The 18551-nt window shown below is 69.7% G+C and carries 25 protein-coding genes and 1 pseudogene; 13 read left to right on the top strand and 13 right to left on the bottom strand.

Features of this window, described 5'->3' with window-relative positions:
• Positions 1 to 103: 103 nt before the first annotated feature.
• The 3 genes from rplI to rpsF are packed head-to-tail and all read right to left on the bottom strand — an operon-like array spanning position 104 to position 1402.
• Positions 104 to 730, bottom strand: coding sequence for a 50S ribosomal protein L9 (gene rplI, locus ACK4K7_RS14710; RefSeq protein WP_431867137.1), 627 nt, complete (start codon positions 728 to 730; stop codon positions 104 to 106).
• A gap of 12 nt (positions 731 to 742) precedes the next feature.
• On the bottom strand, positions 743 to 967 hold the full coding sequence (rpsR, locus tag ACK4K7_RS14715; RefSeq protein ID WP_431867139.1) for a 30S ribosomal protein S18: 225 nt from the start codon (positions 965 to 967) through the stop codon (positions 743 to 745).
• A gap of 15 nt (positions 968 to 982) precedes the next feature.
• Complete coding sequence (rpsF, locus tag ACK4K7_RS14720; protein ID WP_431867141.1) at positions 983 to 1402, bottom strand: 30S ribosomal protein S6; 420 nt, start codon at positions 1400 to 1402, stop codon at positions 983 to 985.
• A 208-nt stretch (positions 1403 to 1610) separates the two neighbouring features.
• Here rpsF and ACK4K7_RS14725 point away from each other — a divergent pair, with 208 nt between their 5' ends.
• The 10 genes from ACK4K7_RS14725 (at position 1611) to ACK4K7_RS14770 (ending at position 9111) form a co-directional block, all read left to right on the top strand.
• The gene (locus ACK4K7_RS14725; protein ID WP_431867143.1) at positions 1611 to 1943 is read left to right on the top strand and encodes a type II toxin-antitoxin system RelE/ParE family toxin; all 333 of its coding nucleotides are present in this window, start codon (positions 1611 to 1613) and stop codon (positions 1941 to 1943) included.
• A 29-nt stretch (positions 1944 to 1972) separates the two neighbouring features.
• Entirely contained in the window at positions 1973 to 2311 is a 339-nt protein-coding gene (locus ACK4K7_RS14730) for an addiction module antidote protein (protein ID WP_431867144.1), read from the top strand.
• A 172-nt stretch (positions 2312 to 2483) separates the two neighbouring features.
• Entirely contained in the window at positions 2484 to 3410 is a 927-nt protein-coding gene (fabD, locus tag ACK4K7_RS14735; RefSeq protein WP_431867145.1) for an ACP S-malonyltransferase, read from the top strand.
• A gap of 42 nt (positions 3411 to 3452) precedes the next feature.
• Complete coding sequence (locus ACK4K7_RS14740; protein ID WP_431867147.1) at positions 3453 to 3890, top strand: GxxExxY protein; 438 nt, start codon at positions 3453 to 3455, stop codon at positions 3888 to 3890.
• Between the two features lie 2 nt (positions 3891 to 3892).
• Entirely contained in the window at positions 3893 to 4630 is a 738-nt protein-coding gene (gene fabG, locus ACK4K7_RS14745) for a 3-oxoacyl-[acyl-carrier-protein] reductase (protein ID WP_431867148.1), read from the top strand.
• An 80-nt stretch (positions 4631 to 4710) separates the two neighbouring features.
• Positions 4711 to 4947: an acyl carrier protein gene (locus tag ACK4K7_RS14750; protein ID WP_431867150.1), complete on the top strand. Its 237-nt coding sequence runs from the start codon at positions 4711 to 4713 to the stop codon at positions 4945 to 4947.
• Between the two features lie 100 nt (positions 4948 to 5047).
• Positions 5048 to 6307 carry a beta-ketoacyl-ACP synthase II gene (fabF, locus tag ACK4K7_RS14755; protein WP_431867152.1) on the top strand — a complete coding sequence of 420 codons (1260 nt, stop codon included), beginning with the start codon at positions 5048 to 5050 and terminating at the stop codon, positions 6305 to 6307.
• Positions 6308 to 6314: 7 nt separating this feature from the next.
• Entirely contained in the window at positions 6315 to 7280 is a 966-nt protein-coding gene (gene mltG / locus ACK4K7_RS14760) for an endolytic transglycosylase MltG (RefSeq protein WP_431867154.1), read from the top strand.
• A gap of 60 nt (positions 7281 to 7340) precedes the next feature.
• Positions 7341 to 8603 (top strand): murein transglycosylase A, encoded by a 1263-nt coding sequence (gene mltA / locus ACK4K7_RS14765; RefSeq protein WP_431867156.1) that lies wholly within the window; start codon positions 7341 to 7343, stop codon positions 8601 to 8603.
• Complete coding sequence (locus tag ACK4K7_RS14770; RefSeq protein ID WP_431867157.1) at positions 8581 to 9111, top strand: Smr/MutS family protein; 531 nt, start codon at positions 8581 to 8583, stop codon at positions 9109 to 9111. Before mltA ends, ACK4K7_RS14770 begins: the two co-directional genes overlap by 23 nt.
• A 70-nt stretch (positions 9112 to 9181) precedes the next feature.
• Here the strand turns inward: ACK4K7_RS14770 and dapE are convergent, their stop codons facing one another.
• Positions 9182 to 10324: a succinyl-diaminopimelate desuccinylase gene (dapE, locus tag ACK4K7_RS14775; RefSeq protein WP_431867159.1), complete on the bottom strand. Its 1143-nt coding sequence runs from the start codon at positions 10322 to 10324 to the stop codon at positions 9182 to 9184.
• 35 nt (positions 10325 to 10359) lie between these two features.
• Between dapE and ACK4K7_RS14780 the strand changes: the two genes are divergently transcribed.
• Positions 10360 to 10809: a cupin domain-containing protein gene (locus tag ACK4K7_RS14780; protein ID WP_431867161.1), complete on the top strand. Its 450-nt coding sequence runs from the start codon at positions 10360 to 10362 to the stop codon at positions 10807 to 10809.
• 251 nt (positions 10810 to 11060) lie between these two features.
• Here the strand turns inward: ACK4K7_RS14780 and ACK4K7_RS14785 are convergent, their stop codons facing one another.
• The gene (locus ACK4K7_RS14785) at positions 11061 to 11612 is read right to left on the bottom strand and encodes a hypothetical protein (protein WP_431867163.1); all 552 of its coding nucleotides are present in this window, start codon (positions 11610 to 11612) and stop codon (positions 11061 to 11063) included.
• 404 nt (positions 11613 to 12016) lie between these two features.
• Between ACK4K7_RS14785 and ACK4K7_RS14790 the strand changes: the two genes are divergently transcribed.
• The gene (locus ACK4K7_RS14790; RefSeq protein ID WP_431867165.1) at positions 12017 to 12271 is read left to right on the top strand and encodes a hypothetical protein; all 255 of its coding nucleotides are present in this window, start codon (positions 12017 to 12019) and stop codon (positions 12269 to 12271) included.
• A 15-nt stretch (positions 12272 to 12286) separates the two neighbouring features.
• Here the strand turns inward: ACK4K7_RS14790 and ACK4K7_RS14795 are convergent, their stop codons facing one another.
• The 8 genes from ACK4K7_RS14795 to ACK4K7_RS14830 form a co-directional block, all read right to left on the bottom strand.
• On the bottom strand, positions 12287 to 13234 hold the full coding sequence (locus tag ACK4K7_RS14795; protein WP_431867167.1) for a methyltransferase: 948 nt from the start codon (positions 13232 to 13234) through the stop codon (positions 12287 to 12289).
• A 12-nt stretch (positions 13235 to 13246) separates the two neighbouring features.
• Entirely contained in the window at positions 13247 to 13918 is a 672-nt protein-coding gene (locus tag ACK4K7_RS14800) for a glutathione S-transferase family protein (RefSeq protein WP_431867169.1), read from the bottom strand.
• 22 nt (positions 13919 to 13940) lie between these two features.
• Entirely contained in the window at positions 13941 to 14585 is a 645-nt protein-coding gene (gene yihA / locus ACK4K7_RS14805) for a ribosome biogenesis GTP-binding protein YihA/YsxC (protein WP_431867170.1), read from the bottom strand.
• Complete coding sequence (gene yidC, locus ACK4K7_RS14810) at positions 14582 to 16405, bottom strand: membrane protein insertase YidC (protein ID WP_431867172.1); 1824 nt, start codon at positions 16403 to 16405, stop codon at positions 14582 to 14584. Before yidC ends, yihA begins: the two co-directional genes overlap by 4 nt.
• Before the next feature lie 10 nt (positions 16406 to 16415).
• Entirely contained in the window at positions 16416 to 16628 is a 213-nt protein-coding gene (gene yidD, locus ACK4K7_RS14815; RefSeq protein WP_431867174.1) for a membrane protein insertion efficiency factor YidD, read from the bottom strand.
• A complete protein-coding gene (gene rnpA / locus ACK4K7_RS14820; RefSeq protein ID WP_431867184.1) occupies positions 16625 to 16978 on the bottom strand; it encodes a ribonuclease P protein component in 354 nt (117 codons plus the stop codon). The genes yidD and rnpA overlap by 4 nt, the downstream gene beginning before the upstream one ends.
• Positions 16975 to 17109 (bottom strand): 50S ribosomal protein L34, encoded by a 135-nt coding sequence (rpmH, locus tag ACK4K7_RS14825; RefSeq protein ID WP_109271491.1) that lies wholly within the window; start codon positions 17107 to 17109, stop codon positions 16975 to 16977. Before rpmH ends, rnpA begins: the two co-directional genes overlap by 4 nt.
• Before the next feature lie 86 nt (positions 17110 to 17195).
• Positions 17196 to 17516: a hypothetical protein gene (locus ACK4K7_RS14830; RefSeq protein WP_431867176.1), complete on the bottom strand. Its 321-nt coding sequence runs from the start codon at positions 17514 to 17516 to the stop codon at positions 17196 to 17198.
• Between the two features lie 144 nt (positions 17517 to 17660).
• Between ACK4K7_RS14830 and ACK4K7_RS14835 the strand changes: the two are divergent.
• A pseudogene (locus ACK4K7_RS14835) lies at positions 17661 to 18386 on the top strand (magnesium chelatase domain-containing protein); the annotation flags it as partial.
• Between the last annotated feature and the right edge of the window lie 165 nt (positions 18387 to 18551).

Genomic DNA, 18551 nt, shown 5'->3' on the forward strand with positions numbered 1-18551 from the left:
CGCGGCCTTCCTGCGCCCGGACCGGCGAGGGCGCCGGGCAAAGAAAAGGCCGCCGGCTCCGGAGAGCAAGCGGCCTCTTCCGTGGTTCGCGCGGCGCGCAGGCTCAGGCCTGGGCGGCCTCGGCTTCGGCGTCGGCCTCGCCCTCGCCGGCCGCCGGAGCGGCGTCGTCGGACGGGATCTCGCCCGGCTCGGCGTTCGGGTCATAGGCTTCGGTGAAGCCGGCATTGTCGCGCTCGAACATCTCGGCCATCACGTCGACGCCCTGCGCCTGCAGCTCGGCCTCTTCGGGCGAGCGGGCGACGTTGACATGGATGGTGACCGACACCTCCGGGTGCAGCGCCACCTTCACGTCCTGCAGGCCGATCGACTTGATCGGGCGGTCGAGGACGATCTGGTTCTTGGCGACCTTGTGGCCTTCCGCTTCCAGCGCCTCGACGAGGTCGCGGGCGGAGACCGAGCCGTAGAGCTGCCCGACGTTCGACGCCTGGCGGATCAGCTGCACGGTCACGCCGTCCAGCGTCTTGGCGTCCTTTTCGGCGGCGGTGCGGCGCTCGGCATTCTGCGCCTCGATCCGCTCGCGGTTGGCTTCGAACACCTTGCGGTTGGCTTCGTTGGCGCGCAGCGCCTTGCCGCGCGGCAGAAGGTAGTTGCGGGCATAGCCGTTCTTCACCTTCACCACGTCGCCGATGGCGCCGAGCTTTTCGATCCGTTCGAGGAGGATGACGTCCATTTCGGCCTCTCCTTATTTTACGACATAGGGAAGCAGGCCGAGATGGCGGGCGCGCTTGATCGCCTTGGCCAGCTCGCGCTGCTTCTTCGCGGACACCGCGGTGATGCGGGACGGAACGATCTTCCCGCGTTCGGAGACGAAGCCCTGGAGAAGGCGGACGTCCTTATAATCGATCTTCGGCGCTTCGGAGCCCGAGAAGGGGCAGCTCTTGCGGCGACGGAAGAATGGGCGTGCCATGATGCTGGTCCCTTCTTATTCGTTGTCGAAGTCGCGGCCGCGGCCGCCACGATCACCGCCGCGATCACCACGGTCGCCGCGATCACCGCGGTCGCCGCGCTTGCCGTCGCGGTCGCCCCGGCGCATCATCGCCGACGGGCCCTGCTCGTGCGCATCGACCTTGATGGTCATGTAGCGGATGACGTCTTCGTTGATCTGGGTCTGCCGCTCGAGCTCGGCGACGACCGGCGCGGGCGCGTCGAAATCGAGCGCGACATAATGCGCCTTGCGGTTCTTGGCGATCCGGTAAGCGAGGTTGCGAAGACCCCAGGTCTCCGTCCGGACGACCTTGCCGCCGTTCGATTCGATGATGTTGGTGGCGGTTTCCGCCAGCGCGTCGACCTGGGTCTGGGCCAGGTCCTGACGCGCGAGAAACACATGCTCGTATAGCGGCATGTTGCGCAGTCCTTTTCTTTTGGCCGATCGCTGACGCCGCCCAATGCGGACGCCCCTCCGGCTGTCGTCTTGCAATGCAAAGCCGGGGCGAGAAGGAGACCTTCCGCCCCGGATGGCGGCCATGTGGCGGAGATGGAGCGAAAAAGCAAGTGGTGAGAGGGGTGACGCTTTAAGTTGACAATCATTGGGCGACGCCTATAAGCGTCAGATGGTCACGATCCGGAGAACGGCGGCTTTCGACGCCTGGCTCAAGAACCTGACCGACAAGGTGGCTCAGGACGCGATCGTGACGAGGATCGTGCGCATCCAGTCCGGACTGCTCGGCGACACCAAGCCGGTGGGGAAGAAAGTGGGGGAGTTCCGGATCGACGTCGGGCCGGGCTACCGACTCTACTATACCAGGAGCGGGCAGGCGATCATCCTTCTCCTGTGCGGCGGGACGAAGAAGACGCAGGCGGCCGACATCAGAACCGCCGAGTCAATGGCAGCGGCGCTGAGCAAGCCGAAGCCGGGACCGGTGAAGAAGGGGAAGCAATCGTGACGCTCGTCAGGCCATGGAGGGCCAGCTAAATGACCGAATCCGATCTAGATCCCGCCGCGCTCGACGTGCGCGACTTCGACGCCGCCGACTATCTCGGGCGGGAGAGCTCCCAGATCTACCTTCTTCGGGACGCCGCCGCGAGCGGCAACGCCAACTACCTCGCGACCGCGATCGGTGTCGTGGCACGCGCCCGCGGTCTCAGCCAGCTCGCTCGCGAAACCGGAATCAAGCGACAGACGCTCAACAAGTCGCTCGGGCCGCAGGGAAACCCGACACTGGAAACGCTGATGGCGGTGCTGCCAGCGCTCGGCCTTGAGATCGATTTCCGCTTCAAGGAGCCCCAGCAGCGGGAGCTGCTCGAAGCCTGACGGCTCAACGCGGGCGGGGCTTTTCCGAAGGCGCGCCCGACCCGGCTTCTCCGCGCGTGCAGGGAGGGGAGGGGTCTCGCATTGCCCGTGCGATCCCTCCCGGCCGCCTATGGCAATCGCTTCCTTTTGGTGTAACCGGGCGCCTCGGATTCGACCAGAAAGGGGCCTTGTCATGCGCGCATTCATCTTTCCCGGGCAGGGCAGCCAGGCGGTCGGCATGGGACGGGCGCTGGCCGAGGCGAGCGCCGAGGCGCGGGCGGTGTTCGAGGAGGTGGACGAGGCGCTGAAGCAGAACCTCTCCCGCCTGATGGCCGAAGGGCCGCAGGAGGAGCTGACGCTGACCGCGAACGCTCAGCCCGCGATCATGGCCAATGCGATCGCGACGTTGCGCGCCTCCGGCATCCGGCTGGATGAGAAGGCCGATTTCGTGGCCGGCCACAGCCTCGGCGAATATAGCGCCTTGTGCGCGGCCGGCACCTTCGATCTCGCCACCACAGCGCGGCTGCTGAAGCTGCGCGGGGAAGCGATGCAGGCGGCGGTGCCGGTCGGCGAGGGGGCGATGGCGGCCTTGCTCGGCGCGAGCCGCGAGATGGCGCAGGCGGTGGCCGAGGAGGCGGCGGCCGAGGGCGAGGTCTGCACGGTCGCCAACGACAACGATCCGAGCCAGGTGGTGATTTCCGGCCACAAGGCGGCGGTCGAGCGCGCGCTCGGCATCGCCAAGGAGAAAGGCGCGAAGCGGGCATTGCTGCTGCCGGTGTCCGCGCCCTTCCATTCGCCGCTGATGGCGCCCGCCGCGCGCGCAATGGAGGAGGCGCTCGGCAAGGCCGAGCTGCGCGCGCCGTCGGTGCCGGTCTATGCCAACGTCACCGCCGCCCCGACCGCGCAGCCGGAGGAGATACGGCGCCTGCTGGTCGAGCAGGTGACGGGCATGGTGCGCTGGCGCGAGAGCGTCGCGGCGATGGCGGAGGCGGGGGTCACCCATTTCGTGGAGTTCGGCGCCAAGGTCCTCGCCCCCATGGCCAAACGCATCGCCCCCGACGCCAGCGTCACCAGCGTCATCACGATGGACGACATCGACGCGTTGGTGGGGGAGTTGTAGGGTTCACGCAGAGGCGCAGAGAACGCAGAGGTCACGAAGCGGGTGCGAGCCATCGATGAGATTACAAGCGATGTGATCGGCATTGCGATGCGACTGCACCGCGATCTGGGACCCGGGCTCTTCGAGAGCGTTTACGAAACCATCCTTGCTGGAAAGCTGACGGAACGCGGCTACAGGGTCGACCGGCAGATGCCGGTCGACATCGAATATGAGGGTCAACGCTTCGCGGCGGCTTTCAAGATCGATCTGCTGATTGACGATCGGCTGATCGTCGAAGTGAAATCGGTGGACCAGCCCAGCGCGGTCCACGCGAAGCAGGTGTTGACCTATCTGAGGCTGATGAAGCTGCCGGTCGGCCTGTTGATCAATTTCGGCGGCTCTTCTCTCAAGGAAGGCGTCCGCCGCGTAGTGAACGGGCATGTCGAACCTGCCCCCTCTGCGTCCTCTGCGCCTCTGCGCGAACCAAATCTGGGAGCTTGAGAATGTTCGATTTGACGGGAATGACCGCACTCGTGACTGGCGCGTCCGGGGGCATCGGGTCGGCGATTGCGGCGGGGCTGGCGGGGCGGGGGGCGCGGGTGGCGCTATCGGGGACGCGGGCCGAGGCGCTGGAGAAGGTGGCGGGCGAGATCGGCGGCGAGGCGGTGGTGCTGCCCTGCAACCTGTCGGACCCCGCCGCCGTCGACGCGCTGGTGCCGCAGGCGGTGGAAGCGCTCGGCAAGATCGACATCCTCGTCAACAATGCCGGCGTCACGCGCGACAATCTCGCCATGCGGATGAAGGACGAGGAATGGGCGGACGTGATCCGCATCAATCTCGAAGCCGCCTTCCGGCTCGCCCGGGCGGCGCTGAAGCCGATGATGCGGGCGCGCCACGGGCGGATCATCTCGATCACCTCGGTGGTGGGCGCGACCGGCAATCCGGGCCAGGCCAATTACGCCGCGTCGAAGGCGGGGCTGGTCGGCATGTCCAAGGCGCTCGCCCAGGAAGTCGCGAGCCGCGGCATCACCGTCAACTGCATCGCGCCCGGCTTCATCGCCTCGGCGATGACCGACGTGCTGCCCGAGGCGCAGAAGGAGGCGCTGCTCGGCCGCATCCCGGCCGGCAAGCTGGGCGAGGGCGCGGACATCGCCGCCGCCGCCGTCTATCTCGCCAGCCGCGAGGCCGGCTACGTCACCGGCCAGACCATCCACGTCAATGGCGGCATGGCGATGCTGTAGACGCCGCCGCCACGGGCCACTTGCCAGCGGGCGCGGTGAGCGGCTAGGGCGGGTTCAAACACATATGGAGGAAGGTGAATATGAGCGAGACCGCCGAGCGCGTTAAGAAGATCGTCGTCGAGCATCTGGGCGTCGAAGCCGAGAAGGTCACCGAGGAAGCGAGCTTCATCGACGATCTGGGCGCGGACAGCCTCGACATCGTCGAGCTGGTCATGGCCTTCGAGGAAGAGTTCGGCGTCGAGATCCCGGACGATGCCGCCGAGAAGATCAGCACCGTCAAGGATGCGATCGACTATATCGAGCAGAACAAGGCCTGATCCCCTTGCCGGCGAACCCGCCGGCCCGGCGGTGATCTGAACGGCTCCCCGCCGCCCGGCCGGGGGGCCGTTTGTCTGTCTCACTCAGGAGTTTTTGCGCATGCGCCGTGTCGTCGTGACTGGACTGGGCCTCGTCACCCCGCTGGGGGGAGACGTCGCCACCAGCTGGAAGAACATCCTTGCCGGGCGCAGCGGCGCCGGCCGGATCACCCGGTTCGATGCCGCCGACTATGCCTGCAAGATCGCCTGCGAGGTGAAGGGGCCGGACCATGAATATGGATTCGACCCCGGCAAGCGCGTCGATCACAAGATCCAGCGCCAGGTCGATCCGTTCATCGTCTACGGCATCGACGCGGCCGGCCAGGCGCTCGAGGATGCCGGCCTCACCGAGATGAGCGAGGAAGAGCGGTACCGGGTCGGCGTCTCGATCGGCTCCGGCATCGGCGGCCTTCCGGGGATCGAGAAGGAGAGCCTGGTTCTTCACGAGAAGGGCCCCCGCCGCGTCTCTCCCCACTTCGTTCACGGGCGGCTCATCAACCTCATCTCCGGCCAGGTGTCGATCCGCTACGGCCTGATGGGCCCGAACCATGCGGTGGTCACCGCCTGCTCGACCGGCGCCCATTCGATCGGCGACGCGGCGCGGATGATCGCGATGGACGATGCCGACGTGATGCTCGCGGGCGGCGCCGAGGCGGCGATCTGCCCGATCGGCATCGCGGGCTTCGCCCAGGCGCGCGCGCTGTCGACCAACTTCAACGACGAGCCGGAGCGGGCGAGCCGCCCCTACGACGTCGACCGCGACGGCTTCGTGATGGGCGAAGGCGCGGGCGTGGTGGTGCTCGAGGAATATGAGCGCGCCAAGGCGCGCGGCGCCAACATCTATGCCGAAGTGGTCGGCTACGGCCTGTCGGGCGACGCCTATCACGTGACGGCGCCGCATCCGGAAGGGGCGGGCGGCTATCGCGCGATGGAGATGGCGCTGAAGCGCTCCGGCCTCGATCCGATCGACATCGACTATATCAACGCCCACGGCACCTCGACCCCGCTCGGCGACGAGCTGGAACTGGGCGCGGTGCGCCGCCTGTTCGGAAATGCGATCGGCAACGTGTCGATGAGCTCCACCAAATCGGCGATCGGCCACCTGCTCGGCGGCGCCGGCGCGGTGGAGGCGATCTTCTGCATCCTGGCGCTGCGCGACCAGATCGTGCCCCCGACGCTCAATCTCGACAATCCGAGCGAGGGCACGGCCGGGGTCGATCTCGTCCCGCACAAGGCGAAGGAGCGCAAGGTCCGCGCCGTTCTCAACAACAGCTTCGGCTTCGGCGGCACCAACGCCAGCCTGGTGATGAAGGCGGTCTGACGCGCCCGTGCTGAAGCGGCTCCTGCTGGTGCTCGTGCTGGTCGCCGGCCTGTCCGCGGCGGGCGCCTGGTGGATGCTGTGGGCGAGCCCCGGCCCCGCCGAGGCGCCGACGACGATCGTCGTGGAGCCTGGCGCGAGCCTCGCCCGCGTCGCGCGCCAGCTGGAAGAGGAAGGCGCGATCCCGGGGACGGCGCGGACCTTCCGCACGATGGCGCGCCTGTTCGGTTCGTCCGACCCCATCCAGGCCGGCGAGTTCGAGATCCCGCCGGGCATGAGCGGCGCGCGCGTGCTCGACCATCTGCAGCACGGCCAGCCGGTCCGGCGCTTCGTCACCATTCCCGAAGGCATGCCGTCGGTGATCGTGCGCGACCGGCTGATGGCGGTGGAGGAGCTGGTCGGCGAGATCGAGGTGCCGGCGGAGGGCTCGGTCCTTCCCAGCACCTACGACTATCGCCGCGGCGAGACGCGGGCGGCGGTGCTGGAACGGATGCAGCAGGCGATGACCCGCGCGCTCGACGAATTGTGGCCGCAGCGCCAGCCGAACGCGATGGTGAACAGCCGCGAGGAGGCGGTGATCCTGGCCTCCATCGTCGAGAAGGAGACGGCCAAGGCCGAAGAATATGGGCTGGTGGCGGGCGTGCTCACCAACCGGCTGCGCATCGGCATGATGCTGGGGGCGGATGCGACCACCATCTATCCGATCACCCGGGGCCGGCCGCTCGGCCGCGAGATCCGGGTGTCCGAGCTTCGCGACCGCAATCCCTACAACACCCGCGCCGTGGCCGGATTGCCGCCGGGGCCGATCACCAACCCGGGGCGGGCGACGATCGAGGCGGTGCTGAAGCCGGCGGAGACGGACGCGCTTTTCTATGTCGCCGACGGCACGGGCGGCCATGTCTTCGCCCGCACCTATCAGGAACATCAGGCCAATGTGCGGCGCTGGCGCGAATTCCGCCGCGAACACGGGCTGTAGCGCACCGGTTTTCGGCCGGCTCGGCTTCCGCGCCGGTCCGCTTGCCGCTATGCCGCGGGAATGACCCGCCTCCGCCCGCTCGAGCCGTTCCGATCCTCCGACCCGCGCCGGCCGCTGCTGCTGGCGGGGATGCTGGTGGCGCTGGCGAGCTGCGCGCAGACGGCGCAGACGGTCCAGCCCGCTCCCGCGCCGGCACCGGCGCCCGCGCCGTCCCCCACGCCTTCGCCGAGCCCGACCCCGGGACAGGAGCCTGCCACCGCCATCGCCGCCGGGCTTCGCGCGGGACCGGCCGTCGAGGCGCTGGGCCTGACGCCCGCGGCGGCGGAGGCGGCGCTCGCCGCCTTCCGGATCAGCTGCCCGTCGGCGGTGCGGCGCACCGACCAGTCCGGCCTCACCCGGCCCGAGGACTGGGCGCCGCCCTGCGACGCGGCCGCCGGGTGGCCAACCGGCGACGCGCTCCGTTTCTTCGCCACCCATTTCGAGACGGTGGAAGTCGGCGGGGGCAACGCCTTCGCCACCGGCTATTTCGAGCCGGAGATCGCGGGATCGCGCACCCGCCGCCCGGGCTATGAGACGCCGGTCTACGCCAAGCCCGCCGATCTGGTGGAGGCGGACCTCGGCCAATGGTCGAACGACCTCAGCGGCCGGCGCATCCGCGGCCGGGTCGAGAACGGCAATCTCGTCCTCTATCACGACCGCGCCGCGATCGAGGCGGGGGCGCTGTCCGGGCGGGGGCTGGAGATCGCCTGGGTGGCCGATCCGGTCGACTTCTTCTTCCTCCAGATCCAGGGATCGGGCCGCCTCGCGCTGCCGGACGGCGGGGTGATGCGGATCGGCTATGCCGGGCAGAACGGCCGCGAATATGTCGCCATCGGCCGGCTGCTGCGGGAGCGGGGGCTGGTGCAGAGCCCGGTGACGATGCAGGCGATCACCGAATGGCTGCGCGCCAATCGCGAGCAGGGCCGCGCGATCATGCGGGAGAACAGGAGCTACATCTTCTTCACCGAACTGACCGGGCCCGGCCCGCTCGGATCGCTCGGCCGGCCGGTGACGCCGCGGGTGACGGTGGCGGCCGATCCGCGCTTCGTGCCCTTGGGCGCGCCGGTGGTGCTGTCCGCGATGGAGGCGCCGGTCGCCGACGGGCTGTGGGTGGCGCAGGACGTGGGCGGCGCGATCCGGGGCGCCAACCGCTTCGACACCTTCTGGGGCGCGGGCGCGGAAGCGGCGCGGATCGCGGGCGGCATGTCCGCGCGCGGCCGGGCGCTCGTCCTGCTGCCGCGAGGCACGCTGGCGCGGCACGATGGACCGGCCGCTCAGCGCTGAGGAGCGGGCGCTGTGGGCGAAGGTGATCCGCACCGTCCGGCCGCTCCACCAGACGCAGGCGGCTGACGCGGCGCCCGAGGAGCCGGCGCCTCCGCCGGCGCCCGCGCCCAAGGCCGCCCGGGCCGCACCCAGGCCCACGGCCGCCGCGCCGGCCAGGGCCGTGCCCGGCACGACGCTTGACGGGGGCTGGGACCGGCGGCTGTCGCGCGGGCTGGTCGCGCCCGACATGACCATCGACCTCCACGGCCACAGCCTGCAGGGCGCCTATGGCCGGCTCGACGACAGCCTGGAGCGGGCGGTGGCGGGCGGCGCGCGGCTGCTCCTCCTCATCACCGGTAAGCCGCCCACGGACGACCGCCGCCCGGTGGCGCGCGGCGCGATCCGCGCGGCGGTCGGCCACTGGCTCGCCGCCTCGCGCCACGCCGCCGACATCGCCGCGGTGCGCGGCGCCCATCCGCGCCATGGCGGGACGGGGGCGCTCTATATCGTGCTCCGGCGGCGGCGGTGAGGGGGGAAGGGGGAAGGGGCGGCCTTCGACAGGCTCAGGCCGAACGGTGGTGGGGTGACGAGGCCGGCTTTCAACCTTCCACGCCCCCCAGCGCTTTGCGGATGATCCGTTCGTAGATGCGGGAGAGCGCGTGGATGTCCTCCACGGCGGCGGCTTCGTCGAGTTTGTGCATGGTGGCGTTGGGGAGGCCGAAGTCGACCACCGGGCACAGTTTGGTCAGGAAGCGGCCGTCGGAGGTGCCGCCATGGGTGGAGAGCCGGGGCTCGACCCCGGTCTCGGCGCGGATCGCGTCGGTGACGATGTCGTAGATCGGGCCGGGCGGGGTGAGGAAGGCTTCGCCCGAGATGCGCGCCTCGACGGTGGCGCCGGGGGCGGCTTCGGCGACGGTGCGGCGGACGAGATCGACCAGCGCCTCGCCGTGGTGGAGATTGTTGAAGCGGATGTTGAGCTGGGCGGTGGCCGCGCCGGGGATGATGTTGGTCGCCCGGGTCGGCGTCGCGACGGCGGTGAATTCGAGGTTCGACGGCTGGAAGCCCTCCGTTCCCTCGTCGAGCACCAAGGCGTCGAGCGCCGCGACGGCGCGGGCGAGCTTCGGGATCGGATTGTCGGCGCGGTGCGGATAGGCGACATGGCCCTGCGTGCCCGGCACGCTGATCCACATGTTGACGGTGCCGCGCCGGCCGATCTTGACGACGTCGCCCAGCCGCGCCTCGCTGGTCGGTTCGCCGATCAGGATCATGTCGGGGCGGATGCCGCGCTCGGCCATCCAGTCCATGATCGCGACCGTGCCGCAGGTGGCCGGCCCTTCCTCGTCGCCGGTGATGATGAAGCTCAACGTCCCCGGATGATCCGGCACGCGCGAGGCGGCGGCGGCGAAGGCGGCGATGCCGCCCTTCATGTCGACCGCGCCGCGGCCGTAGAGCAGGCCGCCGCGTATCTCCGGCTGGAACGGGTCGGAGGTCCAGCCCTCGCCGGGCGGCACGACGTCGACATGGCCGGCGAAGGCGAAGTGCGGGCCGCCGGTCCCGCGCGTCGCGAACATGTTCTCGACCGGCCCGTCGGGCGGGCCGCCGGAGAGGAAGCGGTGCACCTCGAAACCCAGGTCCTGGAGCGCGTTGCCGAGCACGGTGAGCGAACCCGCTTCCTGCGGCGTGACGCTGGGGCAGGCGATGAGGGCGGCGGCGAGGTCGACGGGATCGATTGCAACGGTCATGGCCGCCGCCTAGCAGAGCGGGAGGGAGGTGCGCCATGCCGAAGCTGGACCTGGACGCGATCGAGCAGACCAACCGCACGGGCTATCCGCCGCCTTATGCCGAAGCGATGGCGAAGCGCCACTTCCGACGCCTCGCGCCGGCGGCGGGGATCGAGGATTTCGGCGTCAGCCACGTCGTGCTGGAGCCGGGCGGCATCTCCAGCCAGCGCCACTGGCACGACGGCGAGGACGAGTTCGTCGTGATGCTGGACGGCGAGGCGGTGCTGGTGGAGGAGGGCGGCGAGACCGCGATGCGCCCCGGCGACTGCGCCGCCTTCCCCAAAGGCGTGCCGAACGGCCACCATCTGGTCAACCGGACCGACCGGCCCTGCACCTTCATCGCAGTGGGGCGGCCGGCGGCGAGCGACTGCCACTATCCCGACGTCGACCTGCACCTCGACGCGAACAGCGGCGCCTTCGTCCGCAAGGACAGCTCGGGCTTCTGAGCGCGGCACCGGGCCGCGGGTGGACCCGACCCGCCCAAAGGTGACGAACGTGCGGCGTTTCGGCGTGAAAAGGCGAGGCATTTCAACGGGGCGTCCGCACCGTCTCCGGCGTGCGCGCGGCGCGCCCGCCCGCGTCCTTGGTCTCCCATTCATCCGGCCGGCCGCCATGGCAAGGCACCCCTCCTTCCTCAAACCCCAAAGCATAACCGCCCAGCTTATGCCTCGGGTGGGGGGCTGTAGGAAAATGGATTTTAAGACGTTCGGCCCGCTGGCACGTTACGGCTTGCCGCGCGTCGGCGGATGGTCAGGAAGATGACGAACGCTCCGCCTGCCGCGCCTGCCAGATAGCTTGCCATATGCGCCCAGGCGACGGCGGCGAATGCGACATGCTTTCCGGCCGGGATGACCTGCCGCCATTCGGGCGCGAGCGGGATCGCGCCCTGGGCGGCGGCAATGGCGCCGGCGGCTCCCGTGAGGCAGGCGGCGATCGCGCTTGCCAGCATGACCAGCAGGATGGGGCGGCGCACGTCGCCCAAGCCGAGCCTGGGCCAAGCACCGAGGCGCGCAGCCGCGGCCAGCGCCGTCCCGAGCAACAGGCCCACCCACCAAGTCGAGACGAACCCCCATCCAAGCGCCAGAAGGAACGGCGATTCGGTGGGGAACAGCGGCGGGTGGGCGATCGTGAAATATTCGACGCACAGATGCGCCGTCACTTGATCGTGCAGAACCCCGTAGGCGACCGTAGCGAAGATTGTGAAGAGCAGAATCCGGGCCGCTTCAAAGCGCGCGATTTTGCCGTTCACCCGATCCCCCCAGCGAAGGGCCCATCTTGCCGAAGGACCCGTAGCGGTCGGTCTTGCGTGCCGCGGAACGGCGGCGCGACGCAAGTCGAAAAACTGCCGGCGGCGGTCGGACGTCGCGCGCAGATGTCGGGTGCGGGCTTCGCGACCGATCAAGGTCCAGTGTCCGGACGCGCACGACGGCGGTGGGGCTTGCCGGAAACGCGGGCTTGATGTTGCCGATACAGGCGCGAGGTTCTCTTGTGTTTTCAGGGGGGTTGTCTTGCGTACGATCTGTGTGATGCTGCTCGCGGGAGCGGCAACCGTCCTTGGCGGCTGTGGCGGGGGCGGAGGCGTCGCCCCGATCCCTGCGCCGCCGCCCGCGCCGCCGGCTCATTCGCCGCCGCCCCCTCCGCCGCCGCCCGCCGATGAGACGATCACGGAGCTGCGCCAAAGCCAGACCTCCGAGCCGCCTCCGGCGTCGGCGGACCGAAAGTGATGCGCGGCTGTTCCTGTTCCCGGAGCGGCGCAAGGAGTGGCTGTTCACCGCCCGGTCGGGCGCCACCTTCCGCCAGCTCAGGGTGAACGGCTTCGCGCCGACGGTGCGGCTGACTTATGAGCGCAATGCGCCGACGGTGGGCATCTACGATTACAAACGCTTCGCCACCGTCCGCGCTGTTTGAAGGCGGCCGGGCTTCTTACGGCCGCTCGTTCTTCGTGAGCACCGCGGCGACCGCGGCGATGCGGTCGGCGTCGCGATAGGGAGCGTTGTCCAGCTCCTCGCCGAAGATGTCGGGGTCGAGCTCGCGATAGGCGAGGGTGCAGCTGAGGGCGGGGAGGGCGCTCTCGAGCGCCTCGCGCAAGGGATCGCGGCCGTCCAGCATGGCGACGCCGGTGTAGAGGATCATATGGCCGCCGGGCCGCAGCCGCCGGGCGGCGTCGAGCGCCCAGTCGAGCGAGAGCCGCGCGCCGTGCATGCCGCCGCCGTCGCGATAGGCGCGGGCTTCGGCGTCGACCAGATAGGGCGGATTGGCGATGACGAGGTCGATCTCGCCGGCGACCGGATCGAGGCCCGGGCCTTCGAGCAGCTCCGCCGCGACGCCCGCGAAGGCGGCGTTGACCCGCGCAAGGCGGAGCGCCTCGGGATTGACGTCGGTGAGGGTGAGGCGGGCGCCGGGGGCGAGGCGCGCCGCGACGATGCCGCCGGCCCCGCTCCCCGCGCCGACGTCGACGATCCGGCGGACGCGGCCGAGCCGGGGCAGCTCGGCGCGGATCAGGGCGGCGTAGCGGTAGGTGTCCGGGCCGAAGAAGACGGCGTCGGCGCCGACGGTGGGGAAAGCGGAATGGAGGAAGAGCAGTCCGTCGAGGCTGGAGACGCGAAGCGTGCTGCGACGAAGCGGACCGTCTTCTTCCAGCGCGCCGGCGGTGTGGAGGAGGTGGAGGAGGTGGGGGGCGAGGGCGGATTCGCGGAACGGGAGGCTCCAGCCGAAAATGTCGCGCAGCGAGGTTGCCTCGGGCTTGCGGGAGATGATGCGGGCGTGGCTGGCGGGGGTGATGGTGGTGAACGCATACTCTTCCCGCCGGAGCGCGGCGAGGAGATCGAGCAGGGCCGCGTCGGCCGGGGGCAGGTGCGGGGGCGTGTCCATCGGGGAGGCGGGCTATTGCGCTTCGGGCGGGGCTTCGTAGCGTTCGATCACCCAGGGTTCCTCCTGCGCGGCCTCGATCCAGTCGCGCATCCAGTCGTGGTTGAGGATCGCCTCCATATAGGTGGCGGCGAAGCGCGGGACCGGGATCATATAGGTGACGAAGCGGGTGACGACCGGCGCGAACATGATGTCGACCGCGCCGAAATCGCCGAACAGATAGGGGCCGCCGCTGCCGTGGCGGGCGCGCGCTTCGGCCCACAGGTCGAGGATGCGCAGCACCTCGGTGCGGGTGTCGTCCGAGATCTCGAAGTTCGGGAATTGCTTGCGCACGTTCATCGCGCATTCGCGGCGAAGGTTGGGGTAGGAGGAATGCATCTCTGCCGCCATCGAGCGCGCCATGCCGCGGGCGGAATCGTCGCGCGGCCAGAAGCGTGCCTTGTCGGTGCGGTCGGCCAGCCATTCGACGATGGCGAGCGAATCCCAGATGACGGTCTTGTCGTCCCACAGGACCGGCACCTTGCCGCCGGACGGCGCGAACTCGGCGCCATGGCTGCGCCGGTGCCATTCCTCGTCGAACATCGGGACGGTGATTTCCTGGAAGGGCAGGCCCGACTGCTTGCAGGCGAGCCAGCCGCGCAGCGACCAGGAGGAATAGGCCTTGTTGCCGATGATAAGCTTCAGCATCCGATGTCCTTGTGCTTCGTCCTCAGGCCAGCGCGGCCCGGACCACTTCCTCCCTCAACCGATCCATGCCGAAGCCGGTTTCGCTCGATGTCGCGATGATCTCGGGATAAGCGGCGACGTGACGGCGCGCCTCCTCGGCGGTGCGGCGCGTCACCTCCTCGAGCTCGGTCGCCTTGACCTTGTCGGCCTTGGTGAGGACGAGCTGGTAGGAGACCGCCGCCTCGTCCAGCATCTTCATCACCTCGCGGTCGACGTCCTTGATGCCGTGGCGGCTGTCGACGAGGACGAGCGTGCGCTTCAGCACCGCCCGGCCGCGCAGATAGTCGTTGATCAGGAAGCGCCATTTCCTGACCACGTCCTTGGGCGCCTTGGCGAAGCCGTAGCCCGGCATGTCGACCAGGCGGAAGCGGAGCGGGTCGCCCACTTCGAAGAAGTTGAGCTCCTGCGTACGGCCGGGCGTGTTCGAGGTGCGGGCGAGGCCGGTGCGGTTGGCGAGCTTGTTCAGCAGCGAGGATTTGCCGACGTTGGAGCGGCCGGCGAAGGCCACTTCCGGCGCCGTCGCGTCGGGCAGGAATTTCAGCGCCGGCGCCGATTTCAGGAAGGAGACCGGGCCCGAAAAGAGCTTGCGGGCGATCTCCTCCACATTGCTGTCCGGCTCCTCGCTCATCGGCGCGACCGCGGCTTCTTCGCCCGGCCGCGGGCCGCGGGGGCGGGAGCCGCAGCGGGCGCGGGGTCGGGCGCCGCCGGCGGCGGGGCGTCGCCGTCCGGCTTCTTCGCCGCTTCGGCCGCGGCCTGCTGCTTCAGCACCGGATGGCGCGAATAGAGCCATTTCTGCTGGGCGATGGTGAGCACGTTGTTCACCACCCAATAGAGCTGCAGGCCGGCCGCGAACGGCGCCATGATCACCATCAGCACCCAGGGCATGATGCCGAACACCTGCTTCTGGATCGGGTCCATCGGGGCCGGGTTCAGCTTGAACTGCAGCCACATGGTGATGCCGAGCAGGATCGGCAGGATGCCGATGGCGAGGAAGGCGGGCGGGGTGAAGGGCAGGAAGCCGAACAGGTTGACCGGCGTCAGCGGATCGGGCGCGGAGAGGTCCTGGATCCACAGCGCGAACGGTTCGTGCCGCATCTCCACCGCCAGCATCAGCACCTTGTAGAGCGCGTAGAAGATCGGGATCTGAAGCAGGATCGGAAGGCAGCCCGCCATCGGGTTCACCTTTTCCTCGCGATAGAGCTTCAGCATCTCCTGCTGCATGCGCGGCTTGTCGTCCTTGTAGCGGTCCTGGATCGCCTTCATCTTGGGCTGGAGGACGCGCATCGCCGCCATCGAGGCGAACTGCTTCTGGGCGAGCGGGAACAGGATCAGGCGGACGATGAGAGTGAGGCAGATGATCGCCACGCCGAAATTGCCGATCGCGGCGAACAGCCAGTTCAGCAGGCGGAAGATCGGCTTCATGAACCATTCGAACCAGCCCCAGTCGATCGCCTTGTCGAACCGCTGGATGCCGAGCCGGTCGGTATAGGTTTCAAGCAGCGCGAACTCCTTGGCGCCGGCGAACATGCGGCTGGTGTAGACGTGGGCGGCGCCGGGCTGGACGATCGCCGGGGCGGCCATGAAATCGGCCTGGAAGGCGTTGGTCGCGCGATCGTGGCGGAAGGCGGCGTCGGCGCCGCCGTCCTGCGCGGGGATGACCGCGGCGAGCCAATATTTGTCGCCGAAGCCGAGCCAGCCGCCGGTGGTGGAGAAGCGCGGCTCCGCGCCGCCGGCGAGGTCGGCGAAGTCGTAGCTGTAATTGGCGGCTCCGTTGAACACGCCCACCGGCCCCACATGGAGCGTCCACATGGTGGGATCGGGCGATTCGCCGATGCGGTTGACGAGGGCGAAGGGCTGGGCGGCGATCGGGCCGGCGCCGGCGTTCGTCACCCGCTGATGGGCGGTGAACATATAGCCGTCGTCGATTTCGAGGCGGATCTGGAAGAGCTGGCCCTGACCGTTGTTCCAGGCGAGCGTCACCGGACGGCCGGGGGCGAGCGTGTCGCCGTCTGCGGTCCAGACCGTGTCCGGCCCGGGCGCGGCGAGGCCGGTGCCCATCCAGCCGAAGCTGCCATAATAGCTGTCGGGGGCGCCGGCCGGCGAGAACAGGCGCACCGGCGGCGAATCGTCGGCGAGGGTGCGGCTGTGGCGGGTGAGGACGAGATCGTCGATGCGCGCGCCGCGCAGGTTCAGCGAGCCGCGCAGGCTGGGCGTTTCGATCCTGACGCGCGGGCTGGCGCCGATCGCCTCGGCGCGGGCCTGGGCGGCCGGAGGCGCGGCCGAGGCCGGGCCGGCGTCGGGCCGTTCGACCGGCACCTGCTGGCCGTCGACGAACTCGGTCGCCGGCGGGTTGGCGGTCGGGAAATAGCGTTCCTGGATGAAGGCCCAGCCGAACAGGACGATGGCGGACAGCACCACGGCCAGAACGAGGTTGCGCTGATCGTTCACTCAAATCCCCTCAAGGTACTGGGTCATGGCCGGATCCCCCCCAGGGGTGGCACCGAAGCAGGCGGCGCAGGGCAAGCCAGCCGCCGCGCAACGCCCCATAGCGCCGAAGCGCGGTGATTGCATAGGCCGAGCAGGACGGCGTGAAGCGGCAGGACGGCGGCAGCACCATCGACGGGCCGAGCTGCCAGCCGCGCGCGATCAGGATCAGCAGCCGCGCGATCATCGCCGCACCCGGCCGAGCGCCTTCGCCAGCTCGGCGCGCAGCTGGTCGAACGGCCGCTCGACGCCGCCCGCCCGGCCGATCAGAACATGATCGGCCCCGGCGATCCCCGCGTCCGGCAGCAGGTCGCGGGCGAGCGCGCGGAACCGGCGCTTCATCCGGTTGCGGACCACCGCGTTGCCGATCTTCTTGGTGACGGTGATGCCGAGGCGCATCGCCGGATCGCCGTCGCCGCGCGGGCGGACGAGCAGGACGAATCCGGGCATGGGCGCGCGCAGGCCCCGGTTCGCGGCCAGGAAATCGGCGCGTCGGGTAAGCGTCGCCAGCGTGCCCGCGCCGGCCGGCGGGTTCAGGCCGAAAGCGTCTTGCGGCCGCGGGCGCGGCGCGCCGCCAGCACTTTGCGGCCGCCGACGGTCGCCTTGCGGGCCCGGAAGCCGTGACGCCGCTTGCGCACGAGTTTGCTCGGCTGGAAGGTGCGCTTCATCGCTCATACCTCGAAACTAATGAAAAAGGGCCGCCGGTTGAGGGCGGCCTCGTTGCTGGCGCCGATAGGCAAGTGCGCCGCCAAAGTCAATCGCCGCCGGGACGCTCCGCGGCCGATTTTCCGCCGCGCAGCGCCTCCCGCCGCCGCGCGCTCGGCCGCCGCAGCCCCCAATCGGCCCAGCGGCCCTTGTTGGGATGCCGCTTCTTGAAGCGCACGTAGAGCCGCTTGGCCCAGTCGCTGTACTTGAGGACGAGGCCGAGGCCCAGCCCGAAGAAGACGATCCCGCCCGGGCCGGGCAGCACGCCGACCACCGGCGCCGCGATCAGCAGCAGGCAACCGAGCGCGAACAGCAGGTTGCGCACCAGGGGATTGCGTTCCAGGCGTCGCCAGCTGCTTCTGATCTCCATCCGCCTTATGTGGGGACGTGTGTTAGACCTGCAAGACGGGTGCGACCGCATTTCGGCGCGGCCCGACCCCGTCTCGACAAGGCGTCGCAAAGCGTTCAACATGGAGGGAAATTCATCCGTTTCGGATGTATTGGGGGGCTCCGAATGGTCGCGCATGTCGCCACGGTGGCGTTTCTGGGGCTCGAGGCGCGGGCGGTGGAGGTGCAGGTCCAGATCGCCAGCGGCCTGCCCAAATTCCTGGTGGTGGGGCTGCCCGACAAGGCGGTGGGCGAGAGCCGGGAGCGGGTCCATGCCGCGCTCGCCGCGATCGGCCTGTCGCTGCCGCCCAAGCGGATCACCGTCAACCTGTCGCCCGCGGACCTGCCCAAGGAGGGATCGCATTACGACCTGCCGATCGCGCTCGGCATGCTGGCGGCGATGGGCGCGGTCGATGCCGAGACGCTGGCCGGCTATGTCGCGGTGGGCGAGCTCAGCCTCGACGGCCGGATCGCGCCGTCGCCGGGCGTGCTGCTCGCCGCGATGCACGCCTCGGCGCGCGACCTGGGGCTGATCTGCCCGGCGGCGCAGGGACCGGAGGCGGCCTGGGCCGGCGACGTCGAGGTGATCGGCGCGCCCGACCTCGTCACCCTGCTCAACCATCTGCGCGGGAGCCGGGTGCTGACGCCGCCCGCGCCGGGCGAGGCCGAGCCGCCGGTTCCCGGCCCCGACCTCGCTCAGGTCAAGGGGCAGGAGACCGCCAAGCGCGCGCTGGAGATCGCCGCGGCCGGCGGGCACAATCTGCTGATGAGCGGGCCGCCGGGGGCGGGCAAGTCGCTGCTCGCCGCGTGCCTGCCCGGCATCCTTCCGGATCTCACCCCGTCCGAGGCGCTCGGCATTATGTAGCAAATGCACCAGCGGGTGCCGAGGGAGCGCGCCTAGGTTTCGTGGACAAAGCTTGACGGGGGACTCGCAGGTTGATTCAAAGCTTCCTTTTGGAGGCGGCGTTGGGCGAGTGGATTGGTCTTACGGATGACGAGTGGGCATTGATCGGGCCGC

This window comes from Allosphingosinicella sp. (assembly GCF_046295735.1).
In the GTDB taxonomy this organism is placed as follows: domain Bacteria; phylum Pseudomonadota; class Alphaproteobacteria; order Sphingomonadales; family Sphingomonadaceae; genus Allosphingosinicella.